This window comes from Solwaraspora sp. WMMA2056 (assembly GCF_030345095.1).
In the GTDB taxonomy this organism is placed as follows: domain Bacteria; phylum Actinomycetota; class Actinomycetes; order Mycobacteriales; family Micromonosporaceae; genus Micromonospora_E.
This window is the reverse complement of the sequence record NZ_CP128360.1, coordinates 5,416,973-5,429,791: the sequence shown is the minus strand read 5'-3', so window position 1 is coordinate 5,429,791 and position 12,819 is coordinate 5,416,973. Positions and strand designations below refer to the sequence as shown.

The following is a 12,819-nucleotide window of genomic DNA, read 5'->3' as shown; positions in this document are numbered from 1 at the left end:
AGTTTGAGACCGTGGGCGCACCCGCCGGTGGCGGCGGGAGGTGGAGGTACCCGGATGACAGTCACGATCGTCGACGCCGAGGACGTGCCGTGGGTCAACGGCGAGCAGGTGTACGACTCGATGGAGCCCGCCTTCCGCGACAACTTCGGCGGCGACCCCGACCAGGTGCGTGAACTGCTGTCCCGGTACTGGATGCGGTCGTTGTGGCTGGACCGCGACAGCACCCGGCGGATCGATCACGTCCGGGCCGTCGCCGGCTACCGCGACCTCAGCGAGGCGTACCACGACAGCGTCGAGGAGGCGTACTTCCTCGACGGTGCCGCCGAACTCAGCGCCGAAGGCCGGCTGATCGCCGGGGACTACTTCTGGCGTCCGCCGGGCTGGGTGCACAAGGCCTGGAGCGACGAGGGATTCGAGAACATCCTCTGCATGGAGGGTGCGGTCGCCAGCGAGGGCAGCGACCGGGTGACCCGGGTGGTCTGCCCGGACCACCAGGCCGGGGAGCAGGCCATCGCCGTGGCTGGCGGGACCGGCGCGGCTGGCGGGACCGGCGCGCACGCCGACGGCGTCGGACCGCGCGGGTACCTGCGCCGGGTCGAGTCGCGGCACCTGCCCTGGGCACCGATCGACGCCCGATGGTCGGGCCTCGACCCCGGCGTACTCGGTCTGCCGGTGACGGCCGGGCCGGTGACGCCGGCGGTCCCGGAGGTCGGCCCGGCGGGCGTCGCGTCGCCGACCGTGCCGGTCGGCAAGCCGCTGAGCCGCAACGTGGCCACCGGGGCATGCAGCGCGTTGGTCCGGTTGCCGGCCGGCTACACCGGCACGCCGCGGCCGGTCGACCGGGAACGGTTCTTCGTCACCACCGGCGGGACGGCGACGGTCGCCGGGCGGACCCTGACCGCCTGCTCGCTGGTGCACGTACCGGCCGGGGTGCCGGCACCCGCGTTCGTCGCCGACACCGACGTCGAACTGTTCGTCAAGGTGGGGGAGACGACGACGTGACCGACGTACGGTACGCCACCGACGACCAGGTGATGACGATCGTCCTCGACGGCCCGGAGACGATGAACAGCCTGACGCCGGCGGCGATCGCCGGACTGGACGCCGCCCTGGCCGCCGCCGAGGTCGATCACACCCTGCGGGCCGTGGTGATCACCGGAGTGGGGGACCGGGCGTTCAGCGTCGGCATGGACATCGACTTCCTGGAATCCTGCTTCGCCGATCCACAGCGGATCTTCCTGCCGTTCCTGCGCTCGTACCACGCGGTACTGCGTCGGATCGAGCGGCTCGGCGTACCGGTCGTCGCCCGGGTCAACGGCCTCGCCCGCGCCGGTGGCTTCGAGTTGATCCTGGCCTGTGATTTCGTGATCGCCGCCGACGAGGCGAAGGTGGGCGACATCCACCTGGAGTTCGGCATGCCGCCCGGGGCCGGCTCCAGCCAGCGTGCTCCGCGCAAGCTCGGCGACCAGCGGGCCAAGGCGCTGATGCTCACCCCGCTGTGGCTGCGCGGGCCGGAGCTGGTGCAGTGGGGGGTCGCGCTGGCCAGCGCACCACGGGCGCAGCTCGACGACGAGGTCGGCAAACTGCTGTCGTCGCTGCGCGGCCGGTCCCGACCGGCGATGGCGATCACCAAGCGGCTGCTCAACTCGGTGCACACGATGACGCTGGAGGAGGGCCTGCGCTACGAGCGCGAGATGTTCTCCCGGCTGCACGAGGAGGTGCCCGAGGTGGCCGAGGGCTATCGGGCGTTCGTCGACAAGCGCGAGCCGGTCTGGGGGGACGTCGATGTCCGCGACCTCGGCTGAACCGTCGGTCACCGTCACCGCGGAGCTGGTCGACACCCTGATCGGTCGGGGCGGCTACACGCATCCGCTGTTCAACCCGCCCGACCCGGGCAGGGACGGTGGCCCGCCGCTGCCCGGCCAGGCGGTGCTGCTGCTGATGGGCGGCCTGGCCGAGCAGTCCGGGCAGCTCGACGACGCGATCGCGCTGCTGGAGCTGCGCCGGATGCGGTTCCATCGGCTGGTCCGGGCCGGCACCACGCTGCGGGTGCGGATCGAGCGCCTTGCCAGCCGGAGCACCTCCAGTGGCAAGGTCGTGGCCGAGCTGCGGTGGACCGCCGTCGACGCCGACGGGGCACTGCTCGCCGAGGCCGAGGCCGTCATGCTGATGAACGAATCGGGAAAGGCGGACCCACGGTGACGGGTGTGCAGCTCAACATGGCGGCCGGGATCCGGGAGTTCGGCCGCGCCACGCCGCGCCGGGTCGCGGTGGTCGACGGCGACCGCGAGGTCACCTTCGGCGCCCTGCACCAGCGGTCCAGTCAACTGGCCAGTGCCACCCTCGCCCGGGGGCTGGCCCCCGGCGAGCGGATCGCGGTGCTGAGCAACAACCGGTACGAGTACTTCGAGATCTCCGCGGCGATGGCCAAGGCCGGCATCCCGACGGTGCCGTTGAACCCGCGCAACAACGTGACCGACAACGCGTACATCCTGGCCCACTCGGCCGCCCAGGGGATCATCGTCGCCGACGACCTCGCCGACCGGGTCGACGGGCTGCTCGACGGCCTGCGGCTGGTGCTCAGCTTCGACGGCGGGGTGGGCGAGCACTACGGGAGGTTCCTCGACGGTGGGCGGGCGGTCGACCCGCAGGTGCCGGTCGACGAACTGGACCCGTTCTGCGTCACGTACACCTCCGGCACCACCGGGCGACCCAAGGGCGTGCTGCTCACCCACCGGGGTCGGGTGCTGACCGCGTTCGGGGTGGGGCTGGACTACGGGCTGGGCCCGAACCGCAGCACGATCGCGGTGGCGCCGATGTACCACGGCGCCGGCTTCGAGTTCGCGTACGCGGCACCGATGCTCGGCGGCTCCTGCACGGTACTGCCGAGCTGGGATCCGCAGCGGCTGCTCGACCTGATGGTGAGCAGCCGGGCGGAGACGGTCTTCCTGGTGCCCACCCACGCCCAGCACATCCGCCGGTTCTGTCCGGAGCCGGCGGCCCGCTACGACCTGTCGGCGCTGAAGACCCTCTACTTCAACGCCGCCGCGTTGCCGGTCGCGCTCAAGGAGTGGGTGATCGAGGCGTTTCCCGGCGTGGAGGTGCACGAGCTCTACGGGTCGACGGAGTGCTCGATCGTGACCAACCTGCGGCCGGAGTTCGCGCTGGACCGGGCGGGCAGCGTGGGTCATCCGTGGTTCTGGAACGAGGTACGGCTGGTCGACGAGGACGGGGCGCAGGTCGGCCCGGGTGAGCCCGGCGAGCTGTACGCGCGTTCGCCGCTGCTGCTGACCGGCTATCTCAACGACGAGGAGGCGACCCGGGCCGGGTACGACGCCGACGGCTTCTTCTCGGTCGGCGACATCGCGGTCCGTGACGAGGAAGGCTTCATCTCGATCGTCGACCGGAAGAAGGACATGATCATCGCGGGTGGGGTGAACATCTTCCCCCGCGAGATCGAGGAGGTCATCGCGCGGCACGGGCCGGTGGACGAGGTCGCGGTGGTCGGCGTTCCGGACGAGGTGTACGGCGAGCGGATCGCCGCGTTCGTGGTGAGCCGTGCCGGCCAGCAGATCGACGTCTCCACGCTGGATGGCTACGTACGGGAGCACGTGGCGCGGTACAAGGTTCCCCGGGAATGGCACGTGGTCGACCAGTTGCCGCGCAACCCGAGCGGGAAGATCCTCAAGCGGACGATCCGCGACGAGTACGTCAGTCAACCTGGTAAGGGTTGATTGTAGGCGCCTTCTCTTCCAATGTCTGACCAATGTGGGTGGGACGGTTTTCGTCGCTGTACCCGTATTGAAACGCGGCGCTGCCCGCTTGTTGCGCTGCTGCCAGCGGTGGAGATTGTGTCAGTACGGTAAAACTCTGACTTTTAGTGGACTGGCTGGTCAGAGGCCGTTAGTGTCATCCGCACCAAGGTCCCGATGCGGCTCGCGGCTCACCTGTCGACCGCACGGACTTCGTGATCAGGAGGCCATCGTGTCCCACTTCAATAGTTCCGGTGTCGCCCTCTCCCGTCGCTCCGTGCTCGCCGGTCTCGGCGGCGCGTTCATGGGCGGCGTACTGCTGACCGCCTGCGGCAGCGACGACTCCGACTCCGGTTCCACCGGCGCCGCCGACGGCGACCTCACCACGATCCGACTCGCCGGACTACCGGCCTCGGCGCTCGCCGCGTTCAAGCTCGCCATGTCCGACGGTGCCTTCGAGGCCGCCGGCCTCGACATCCAGTACGAGGAGTACGCCGAGGCGGCCGCCGTCTACACCGCGTACCGGGCCAACGAGGTCGACGGTGGCCTCGGCGGCATCCCGTCCACCGCCAACCTGGTCGCCACCGGCGTCGACCGCAAGGTCGTCTGCGCGCTGCAGCGCACCACCAACGGCATCCTGGTGCGCGCCGACAGCGACATCCAGTCCCTCGGTGACCTGCGTGGGCGCAAGCTTGGTCTGTTCGGCAGTGCGATCGGTTCCTCCACCAACCAGTTCTTCGCACTCTGCCGCGAATACCACGGCTTCAACCCCACCACCGACTGCGAGGTGCAGTACGGCGCCCCGAACCTGATGGCCGAACTGCTCGGCCAGGGCGACGTGGACATGGCACTGGTGATCGACCCGGCCGGTGCGGACCGGGTGGTCAGCGGCGAGTACCGGTCGCTGGGCGACCTCGGCGTGCTGCTGGAGGAGGCCACCGGGCTGCAGGCGTTCACCGCCGGCTGGGACTTCGCCACCGACTTCATCGACGCCAACCAGGAGGCCGTGCAGGCCTTCGTCGACGTGAACCTCGAGTACCAGACCCGGTTCAACGGCGACCAGTCGCTGTGGGACAGCGCCCTGCGGGAGTTGTACGAGATCGACGACCAGGCAGTGCTCGACGTCATCTGGGAGAACCAGCGCGGCCGGCTCGTCGAGCAGTGGGGCGAGCAGGAGAAGCAGCAGGCCGCCGAGCTGCTCACCTTCCTGAGCGACAACGGTGAGCCGGAGTTCCTGCCCGAGGTGCCCGACGGGCTGTTCGTCTGACGTCGACCACCCCCCGCCTCGCGAGGAGACGCACGATGACCCTGTCCGAAACCACCCAGCCGGCGCTCGCGACGGCCGGAGCGGCGGATCGTGGCGCGGCGGGTGGCCGCGGTGGCGGTGGGCGCGGTGGTGCCCACCGCTTCCTGCGGCACGGCGTCTCGCTGCGGATCGCCTCCGTGTTCATGCTGATCGTCATCTGGTGGCTGGGTTCACTGGCCGTCGGTGAGCGGATCCTGCCGACCCCGTGGACCACCGCGTCGGCGTTGGTGACCAGCGTGCAGGAGACGGTCTTCTGGACCGACCTGCAGGTCACCATGGTCCGGATCCTGATCGGCTTCGCCGCCTCCATGGTGCTCGGTGTGCTGGTCGGTCTGGTGATGGGGCTGTCCCGGATCGCCGAAGGGCTGCTGGACATCTGGATCGCCGTCGGCCAGACCATCCCCAGCCTCTGCTGGGTGATCGTCGCGTTCATCATGTTCGGCCTCAACGACACCGCCACCGTCGTGGCGATCACCCTGACGTCCTTTCCGATCATCGCGATCAACATGTGGTCCGGGGTCAAGGCGATCGACCCCCGGCTCGGCCAGATGGCCCGCACTCTCGGTGCGTCGCGGGGCCTGCGTACCCGGGAGGTGACCCTGCCCCAGGTGCTGCCGGCGGTGATGGCCTCGGCCCGGTTCGGGTTCGGCATCGTGTGGAAGGTCGTCGTCCTCGCCGAGCTGCTCGGCCGCACCGACGGCATCGGCTACCGGCTCAACTACTGGTTCCAGCTCTTCCGGATGGAACAGGTCTTCGCACTCACGCTGTTCTTCTCGATCCTGATGGTGGTGCTGGAGTTGGCGGTGTTCAAACCGATCGAGGCCAAGCTGTTCCGCTGGCGTCCGGAGGGGGCCCGATGAGCGCCGACGCCCGGATCGTCATATCCGACCTGGTCAAGGGCTTCCACACCCGCAACGGCTTCATCACGGTCATCGAGCGGATGAACCTGGAGATTGCCGACGGCGAGTTCGTCGCGCTGGTCGGACCGTCCGGTTGTGGCAAGTCGACCGTGTTGAACATGCTCAGCGGGCTGGACACCGACTTCACCGGCACAGCCGAGATCCGCAGCGGGGCACCGGGGGTGCAGTTCAGCTACGTGTTCCAGGAGCCGCGGCTGCTGCCCTGGAAGACAGTCCGGCAGAACGTCGAGTTCGCCCTGAAGGCGACCGGGGTGGACCGGGCGCAGTGGTCCGACCGGGTGATGCCGGTGCTGCGTCGGGTCGGACTGGCCGGCTTCGAGAACCACTATCCGCACCAGATCTCCGGCGGCATGCAGCAGCGCACCGCGCTAGCCCGGGCGTTCGTGCTGGACGCGCCGGTGATGCTGATGGACGAGCCGTTCAGCGGGCTGGACGAGTTCACCGCCCGCAGCCTGCGTCAGCTGCTGCTGGAACTGCGTACCCAGACGGCGGGCAAGGCGTTCGTCTTCGTCACCCACAACGTGTTCGAGGCCGCGGTGCTCTCCGACCGGGTGGTGCTGATGTCCAACCGGCCGTCGACCGTACGCCGGGTGGTCGACGTCGAGGTGCCGTTGCCGCGCAGCTACGACGATCCCCGGCTGTTCGACGTCAGCCGCGAACTCACCCACGAGATCATCTCGACGATGACCGCCACCGACGACGGTGGTCTCGTCGTCGACGAGGCACACACCCGACTCGCCGGGCCGGGTGCGTCGTGACCGGCGCGCTGCGACCCCGGCTGCCGACCGCGTTCGCGGCCGGGGCGGTGCTGCTCACCCCGGCCCGGACGCTGACCGACGGAGACTTCGCCGCGATCGTCAACGTCTCCTGGGAGAACGGCCCGCTGCACACCGACGCCGAGTACATGCGCGGCACCGGGTTCGGCCGGCCGATCCTGGGCGGGCCGTGCCTGATCGCGCTCGCCGCCGGGCTCACCTCGACCACCATGTACGCCGCCTGGTACGCCGCCGGCCTGGACTGCCACGCCGCGCTCGGCATCGACGAGATCCGTTACACCGGGCCGGTGTCCGCCGGTGACACGCTACGCGTGCGTATCGAGGTGACGCGGTTGGAGCCGACCCCGGGCGGGCGGATGTACGTGGGCGTGGTGCACGACGACGTACGCAACCAGCGGGACGAGACCGTCCTGCGGATGACGCGTTCCTACCTGCTGCGCCCACTGCCCGAGCCCGAGCCGGAGTCCGAGTCCGATTCTGCGCCGGGCGTCGGCGCGGCAAACCCGGAGCAGCCGTGAAACCGCCGTCGACCAGCACCCTCACGCTGACCCGGCACGGGCGGGTGCTGCTGGTCACCCTGGACCGGCCGCACCGGCTCAACGCCTACGACCGGGTGATGGTCGACGAACTGCGGCGTACCTGGCGCTGGTTCGGTGCCGACGACGGCCTGCACGTCGCCGTGCTGACCGGAGCCGGCGAGCGCGGCTTCTGCACCGGCTTCGACGTCGACGACACCCTCGACGCCGGGGTCACCAGTCCGTCGCTGGACCACGCCGGCCGGGTCGCGTTGACCGCCCGCGACCTGGGCGTCTACAAGCCGGTGGTGACGGCGGTCAACGGGCACTGCTGCGCCGGTGGTTGGCACTTCGTCAACGACGCCGACGTGGTGCTCTGCACCGAGACGGCGACCTTCTTCGACACCCACCACGACGTGGGCCTGGCCAACCCGGTCGAGGCGGTCGGCGCGCTGGGGCGGCTGCCGCTCGGCGAGCTGATGCGGATGGTGCTGACCGGGCGCGCGTACCGCATCGACGCCCGCCGGGCGCTGGAGCTCGGTCTGGTGACCGAGGTGACCGCTCCCGCCGATCTGGTGGACCGGGCGTTGGCCATCGCCACCGAGATCGCCCAGCATCCGCTCGACGTGCTGACCACCACGGTGGAGACGGTGTGGACGGCGGTGCAGGCGCAGCGGTCCGCGGCCGAGGGGTTCGGGTTGGCGATGCTGGCCCGCTCCGACGCCTCGACCGCCCGGCGCGGCGAGTCCATGCGGGAATTCCGGCACTGAGGGGCACGATGGACTACGGGATCTTCAGCCACATCGAACGGCTCGACGACCTCGAGCGTGACCTGCGGGCCGCCGACGCCGACGGGATCGCCAGCTACTGGCTGACGCAGGGCTTCGGGCACGACACGCTGACCGTGATCGGCGCGTACGGTCGGCAGCTGAGCCGGCTGCGGATCGGCACCGCCGTGGTGCCGGTCTACCCGCGTCACCCGATGGCCCTGGCCCAGCAGGCGCTCACCACCAACATGCTGCTCGGCGGCCGGTTGGTGCTCGGCGTCGGGCCGTCGCACCCGCAGGTGGTCGAGCCCTGCTGGGGGATGTCCTACGAGCGGCCGGCGCGCTACATGCGCGAGTACCTGACCGCGCTGACCGGCGCGCTGACCCAGCGGGTCCGCTACACCGGTGAGGTGATCACCGCCCGGGGTGACCTGACGATCAGCGGCGACCCGCCGGCACCGGCGGTGATGGTCTCCGCGCTGGGCCCGAAGATGCTGGAGCTGACCGGTGCCCTTGCCGCCGGCACGATCACCTGGATGGTCGGCCCGCGCACGCTGACCGAGCTGACCGTACCGGCGATCACCGCCGCCGCGCGGACGGCTGGTCGGCCGGCCCCCGAGATCGTGGTGACCGCCGCGGTCTGCGTCACCGACGACCCGACCCGGGCCCGCGCGGCGATCGACCCGGTGCTCGGCTGGTACGACGACAAGCCGTCCTACCGGGCGATGCTGGACCGCGAAGGTTTACAGCGGGCCAACCAGATGGCGATCGTCGGTGACGCAGACGAGGTGCGGGCCGAGATCGACCGCTATGCGCGGGCCGGGGCGAGCACCTTCGCGGCCCAGTTCTACGGCACCCCGGAGGAACGGGCGGCAACGCGGGCGCTGATCGGCGAGCTGGCCGGGACCACCCGTTCGACCGGGGATGGCCGACAGTGACGCGGATCGGCGTCCGCCATGCCCTACCGTGGTGGTTCGCGACGAATCCGCACTCCGGTGTGCGGGTCCGAAAGGATGCGGAGCCGAAGTGACCATGGCCAAGGACGTGACGCACGAGCCGGCGAGCCGGTCGGAAAAGGCGATCCCGGGGCACCGCCGGGATCCTGGGGTGCTCGGGGTGACCCGGGTCCAACCCGCGTACCAGCAGGTCGCCGACCAGTTGCGGGAGCGGATCCTGGACGGGTCGCTGACCGCGGGGGACCGGTTGCCGACCGAGGTCGAGCTGTCGGAGATCTTCGGGGTCAGCCGTAGCACGGTACGGGAGGCGTTGCGGGTGCTGGCGTCCAAGGATCTGATCCGCACCACCCGGGGAACCACCGGCGGCACCTTCGTGGCCCGGGTGCAGTTCGACCAGGTGAGCGAGTATCTGGAGATGAGCTTCGGGCTGATGTCCGGGGCCCGGGACATCACGTTGGACAACCTGCTGGAGGCGCGGGAGTGCCTGGAGGTGCCGGCGGCCGGGCTGGCCGCGCTGCGCCGCGCCGACGAACATCTGGTGCTGATGCGTCAAGCGGTGGAGCGGGAGAAGTCGACCCGGGCCCGCGGCCGCAAGTTCCGTGAGCACCGGACCTTCCACGGGGTGCTGGTCGAGGCGACCGGTAACCAGCTGCTCGGGGTGATGGCCGAGCCGGTCTTCCGGGTGCTGCAGGCGCGGACCGCCGACCGCGACATGCCCGCGGAGTACTGGAGCCAGATCGACGCCGAACACACCGAGATCTGCGGCTATGTCGAGGCCGGTGATGTCGAGGGTGCGCAGGCGGCGATGCGGGCCCACCTGGGTACCGTCCGCCGGGCGTACGACGGACACTGAAGACAAACTCACAACTAAATACCTGATGTTTCGGAACTACGCCCTGCTGTCGTGCTGAGCAGGGCGTTTTCGTTGGCCTGGTTGAGTTGCTGGCCCTTGACTCGTAAAAGTCAGACAAATAAGCTGGTGGCAGTTCACGGGCGGGCGAGAGGATCGGTCGATGTCGGTACGGCAGGGGTGGACCGGACGCTTCTTTGAAGACTTCGGCGTCGGCGACGTCTATCAGCATCCCCTCGGGCGCACCGTGTCCGAGGCGGACAACACCTGGTTCACCCTGTTGACGATGAACACCAGCCAGATGCACTTCAACACCGAGTACGCCGCCCGGTCGGAGTTCGAGCGGCCACTGGTCGTCTCCACCCTGACCCTGGCCATCGCGGTCGGGCAGAGCGTCACCGACCTCACCCAGAACGCCTTTGCCAACCTCGGCTGGAACGAGATCGTCCTGCCGCACCCGGTGTTCGCCGGCGACACCCTCTACAGTGAATCGTTGGTACTCGACAAGCGTGAATCCGGGTCCCGCCCGTACGCCGGGATCGTGACGGTCCGCACCCGCACCCTCAACCAGGACGGCGCACAGGTCTGCGCCTTCAAACGCACCTTCTACGTCTACAAGCGTGGCGCCAAGCAGGTCGAGGGAATCTTCCCGGCCGCCGCCACCCCGCTGTCGCTGGAGAACGAGGCGACCGGATGAGCCTGCGCCTGACCTACCAGCCCTGGGGAGAGACCCTCGCCGAACTCGCCGCCGCCGGCCGTCGCGCCGAGCAGGCCGGCGCCGAGGTGCTCTGGGTCTCCGAACTGCACCGTAGCGCAACCGGCACCGCCGCCGCGCTGGCCGGCACCACCACGACCGCCCGGATCGGCACCTCGATCGTGCTGGCCTTCACCCGCAGCCCGATGATCACCGCCTTGGAGGCGCTCGACCTCGACGAGCTCTCCGATGGACGGTTCATCCTCGGCCTCGGCTCCGGCGTCCGGCGACTCAACGAGGACTGGCACCACGTCGACTTCGGCAAACCCGTCGCCCACCTGCGGGAGACCGTCCGCAACATCCGGCACTTCTGGGCCAACTGCGCCACCGGCGAACCGATGATGCTCGACGGCGAGTACGAGCCGATGCGCATCCGCGGCTACGAACGCCCGTTCCCGGTGCCGCCGGCCGGCATCCCGGTCTACCTGGCCGCGATGGGGCCGCTGATGACCCGGCTGGCCGGGCAGATCGGCGATGGCTGGATCAGCCACGAACTCTGCTCTCCGGCGTACCTGGCCGGGCAGATCCTGCCCGACCTGACCGCCGGCATCGACCGGGCCGGCCGGACCCGCGCCGACCTCGACGTCGTCGTCTCCGCCTGCTGCTCGGTCGCCGACGACCGGGCGTTGGCCCGCCGCCGCGCCGCCGGCCTGGTCGGCTTCTACGCCACCGTGCGCACCTACGCCGACTTCTTCGCCTTCCACGGCCTCGCCGACGACCAGCAACAGGTGATCGACGCGTTCCGGGCCGGCGCCGGCGCCGACCACCTCGCCGACTCCGTCAGCGACCGGATGGTCGACACGCTGACCCTGGCGGGTGACCGCGCCGAGGTTGCCGAGCGGATCGCCGGGTACGCGGGCATCGCCGACTCGGTCAAGTTGAGTCCACCCACCCACGGGCTGCCCGCCGCCGAGACCCGAGCCGCCCAGGACGAGATCATCGCGCTGATCGCCGAGCTGACGGGAGCCGCAGCATGACGCCGCTGGCCGACATCCGGATCATCGCCGTGGAGCAGTACGGCGCCGGCCCGTTCGGCACCGTACACCTGGCCGACCTCGGCGCCGAAGTGATCAAGATCGAGGATCCACGGGCCGGCGGCGACGTCGGCCGCTACGTGCCGCCGTACGCCGAGGACGAGGACTCGCTGTTCTTCGAGACGTTCAACCGCAACAAACGCAGCCTGTCACTGGACCTGACCACCGACGCCGGCCGCGAGGTGTTCGAGAAGCTCGTCGCCGTCGCCGACGTCGTCTACTCCAACCTGCGTGGCGACGTGCCGGAGAAGATGCGAATTCGCTACGACGACCTCAAGCACATCAACCCGCGGATCGTCTGCGTCTCGCTGACCGGCTTCGGGATGACCGGCCCGCGTCGGGCCGAACCCGGCTACGACTACATCCTGCAGGGACTCGCCGGCTGGATGGAGCTCACCGGTGAACCCGACGGACCACCGACCAAGTCCGGACTGTCCCTGGTCGACTACTCCGGCGGGTTCGTCGCCGCCATCTCGCTGCTCGCCGGGGTGCACGCCGCCCGCCGCGACGGCGTCGGCATGGACTGCGACGTCAGTCTCTACGACACCGCGATCTCGATGCTCACCTACCCGGCCACCTGGCATCTCAACGCCGGCTTCCAGCCGGCCCGCACCCACCACTCGGCGCACCCGTCGCTGGTGCCGTTCCAGGTCTTCCAGGCCAAGGATGGCTGGATGGTGGTCGGCTGTGCCAAGGAGAAGTTCTGGACCCGGCTCGCCGACGTCGTCGGCCACCCCGAATGGGCCGCCGCCGGATCGCCGTACGGGACCTTCGGCACCCGCCGCGACAACCGCGACGAGCTGCTCGCCGAACTGGAGCAGATCTTCCGGCAGCGCACCGTCGAGGAGTGGCTGACCCAGCTGTACGCTGCCGCGATCCCCTGCGGGCCGATCAACGACGTGCCGGCGGCGCTGGCCGAGGAGCACACCGCCGCCCGGGACCTCGTGGTCACCACCGAACACCCCCGGTTCGGCACCGTGGCGCAGCTCGCCAGCCCGGTGCGGGTCGGCGCCGAACCGCCCGCGTACCGCCGCGCGCCGCAACGCAACGAGGACTTCGCCACCGTCACCGGCGACATCCTCGGGCTCGACCCGCAGACCCTGGCCGAGTTGACCGCCGCCGGCGCGTTCGGCACCCCCCGTAGCCCCGGCCCGGCCGCCGCCGGTTCCGAGGACACCGCCCGATGACC

Annotated in this window: 14 protein-coding genes; all 14 read left to right on the top strand. The window is 70.1% G+C overall.

The genetic code is table 11. The annotated features are described in order from the left end of the window. Positions 1-54: 54 nt before the first annotated feature. On the top strand, positions 55-1,002 hold the full coding sequence (locus O7608_RS24475) for a cupin domain-containing protein (RefSeq protein ID WP_289206809.1): 948 nt from the start codon (positions 55-57) through the stop codon (positions 1,000-1,002). Continuing rightward, positions 999-1,805, top strand: a complete 807-nt coding sequence (locus O7608_RS24470; protein ID WP_289206808.1) for an enoyl-CoA hydratase/isomerase family protein — start codon at positions 999-1,001, stop codon at positions 1,803-1,805. The genes O7608_RS24475 and O7608_RS24470 overlap by 4 nt, the downstream gene beginning before the upstream one ends. After that, positions 1,786-2,202, top strand: a complete 417-nt coding sequence (locus O7608_RS24465; RefSeq protein ID WP_289206807.1) for a MaoC family dehydratase — start codon at positions 1,786-1,788, stop codon at positions 2,200-2,202. Before O7608_RS24470 ends, O7608_RS24465 begins: the two co-directional genes overlap by 20 nt. Further along, positions 2,199-3,734, top strand: a complete 1,536-nt coding sequence (locus O7608_RS24460) for a class I adenylate-forming enzyme family protein (protein WP_289206806.1) — start codon at positions 2,199-2,201, stop codon at positions 3,732-3,734. Before O7608_RS24465 ends, O7608_RS24460 begins: the two co-directional genes overlap by 4 nt. Before the next feature lie 250 nt (positions 3,735-3,984). Further along, a complete protein-coding gene (locus tag O7608_RS24455; protein ID WP_281554284.1) occupies positions 3,985-5,019 on the top strand; it encodes an ABC transporter substrate-binding protein in 1,035 nt (344 codons plus the stop codon). 35 nt (positions 5,020-5,054) lie between these two features. Continuing rightward, the gene (locus tag O7608_RS24450) at positions 5,055-5,918 is read left to right on the top strand and encodes an ABC transporter permease (RefSeq protein WP_289206805.1); all 864 of its coding nucleotides are present in this window, start codon (positions 5,055-5,057) and stop codon (positions 5,916-5,918) included. Beyond that, positions 5,915-6,736: an ABC transporter ATP-binding protein gene (locus O7608_RS24445; protein ID WP_281554286.1), complete on the top strand. Its 822-nt coding sequence runs from the start codon at positions 5,915-5,917 to the stop codon at positions 6,734-6,736. The genes O7608_RS24450 and O7608_RS24445 overlap by 4 nt, the downstream gene beginning before the upstream one ends. Continuing rightward, entirely contained in the window at positions 6,733-7,272 is a 540-nt protein-coding gene (locus O7608_RS24440; RefSeq protein ID WP_281554287.1) for a MaoC/PaaZ C-terminal domain-containing protein, read from the top strand. The genes O7608_RS24445 and O7608_RS24440 overlap by 4 nt, the downstream gene beginning before the upstream one ends. Next, positions 7,269-8,039: an enoyl-CoA hydratase/isomerase family protein gene (locus O7608_RS24435; protein ID WP_289206804.1), complete on the top strand. Its 771-nt coding sequence runs from the start codon at positions 7,269-7,271 to the stop codon at positions 8,037-8,039. The genes O7608_RS24440 and O7608_RS24435 overlap by 4 nt, the downstream gene beginning before the upstream one ends. An 8-nt stretch (positions 8,040-8,047) precedes the next feature. After that, positions 8,048-8,974 (top strand): TIGR03564 family F420-dependent LLM class oxidoreductase, encoded by a 927-nt coding sequence (locus O7608_RS24430; protein WP_281554289.1) that lies wholly within the window; start codon positions 8,048-8,050, stop codon positions 8,972-8,974. Positions 8,975-9,068: 94 nt separating this feature from the next. After that, complete coding sequence (locus tag O7608_RS24425) at positions 9,069-9,845, top strand: FadR/GntR family transcriptional regulator (protein ID WP_281555537.1); 777 nt, start codon at positions 9,069-9,071, stop codon at positions 9,843-9,845. 160 nt (positions 9,846-10,005) lie between these two features. Beyond that, entirely contained in the window at positions 10,006-10,539 is a 534-nt protein-coding gene (locus O7608_RS24420; RefSeq protein WP_281554290.1) for a MaoC family dehydratase, read from the top strand. Further along, complete coding sequence (locus O7608_RS24415) at positions 10,536-11,573, top strand: LLM class flavin-dependent oxidoreductase (RefSeq protein ID WP_281554291.1); 1,038 nt, start codon at positions 10,536-10,538, stop codon at positions 11,571-11,573. Before O7608_RS24420 ends, O7608_RS24415 begins: the two co-directional genes overlap by 4 nt. Further along, positions 11,570-12,817, top strand: coding sequence for a CaiB/BaiF CoA transferase family protein (locus O7608_RS24410; protein WP_281554292.1), 1,248 nt, complete (start codon positions 11,570-11,572; stop codon positions 12,815-12,817). The genes O7608_RS24415 and O7608_RS24410 overlap by 4 nt, the downstream gene beginning before the upstream one ends. The last annotated feature ends 2 nt before the right edge of the window (positions 12,818-12,819 follow it).

Excerpts from the sequence above, each read along its gene's own strand:
- O7608_RS24475 (WP_289206809.1), top strand. The coding sequence starts at position 55 with ATGACAGTCACGATCGTCGACGCCGAGGACGTGCCGTGGGTCAACGGC.
- O7608_RS24465 (WP_289206807.1), top strand. The coding sequence starts at position 1,786 with ATGTCCGCGACCTCGGCTGAACCGTCGGTCACCGTCACCGCGGAGCTG.
- O7608_RS24450 (WP_289206805.1), top strand. The coding sequence starts at position 5,055 with ATGACCCTGTCCGAAACCACCCAGCCGGCGCTCGCGACGGCCGGAGCG.
- O7608_RS24445 (WP_281554286.1), top strand. The coding sequence starts at position 5,915 with ATGAGCGCCGACGCCCGGATCGTCATATCCGACCTGGTCAAGGGCTTC.
- O7608_RS24430 (WP_281554289.1), top strand. The coding sequence starts at position 8,048 with ATGGACTACGGGATCTTCAGCCACATCGAACGGCTCGACGACCTCGAG.
- O7608_RS24425 (WP_281555537.1), top strand. The coding sequence starts at position 9,069 with ATGGCCAAGGACGTGACGCACGAGCCGGCGAGCCGGTCGGAAAAGGCG.
- O7608_RS24420 (WP_281554290.1), top strand. The coding sequence starts at position 10,006 with ATGTCGGTACGGCAGGGGTGGACCGGACGCTTCTTTGAAGACTTCGGC.
- O7608_RS24415 (WP_281554291.1), top strand. The coding sequence starts at position 10,536 with ATGAGCCTGCGCCTGACCTACCAGCCCTGGGGAGAGACCCTCGCCGAA.
- O7608_RS24410 (WP_281554292.1), top strand. The coding sequence starts at position 11,570 with ATGACGCCGCTGGCCGACATCCGGATCATCGCCGTGGAGCAGTACGGC.